Raw genomic sequence first — 263 nt, 5'->3', positions numbered from 1 at the left:
CAACCTGATCTTGGTTGACGCTAACAAAGAGCCAACAATAAAAATCATTTTGTATCGAAATAATACTGTCCACTTTTGAATGCTCTGTACTCTTTTTTGGAGTAGCCATGCATGATTTTCCGAAACTCGCTGCGCAGGTGAGGGGCGCACGCGCACTTCTTGGTTGGTCTCAATCCTATTTGGCAGAAGGTGTCAGTGTTCGTCGTGCGATTATCGCTGATCTCGAAAGCGGCAAGCGCGAACCGCAGGCGTCAACATTATCC

General features: G+C 47.1%; 1 protein-coding gene. It reads left to right on the top strand.

Going from position 1 to position 263, the window contains the following annotated elements:
• Positions 1 to 107: 107 nt before the first annotated feature.
• A partial coding sequence (locus tag KJQ96_RS39225) for a helix-turn-helix transcriptional regulator (protein WP_213291243.1) occupies positions 108 to 263 on the top strand: 156 nt, incomplete at its 3' end.

Origin of the sequence: Bradyrhizobium sp. sGM-13 (assembly GCF_018398875.1) — a bacterium.
In the GTDB taxonomy this organism is placed as follows: domain Bacteria; phylum Pseudomonadota; class Alphaproteobacteria; order Rhizobiales; family Xanthobacteraceae; genus Bradyrhizobium.
The sequence above is the reverse complement of the archived record's forward strand: the minus strand, read 5'-3'. Positions and strand labels throughout refer to the sequence as shown.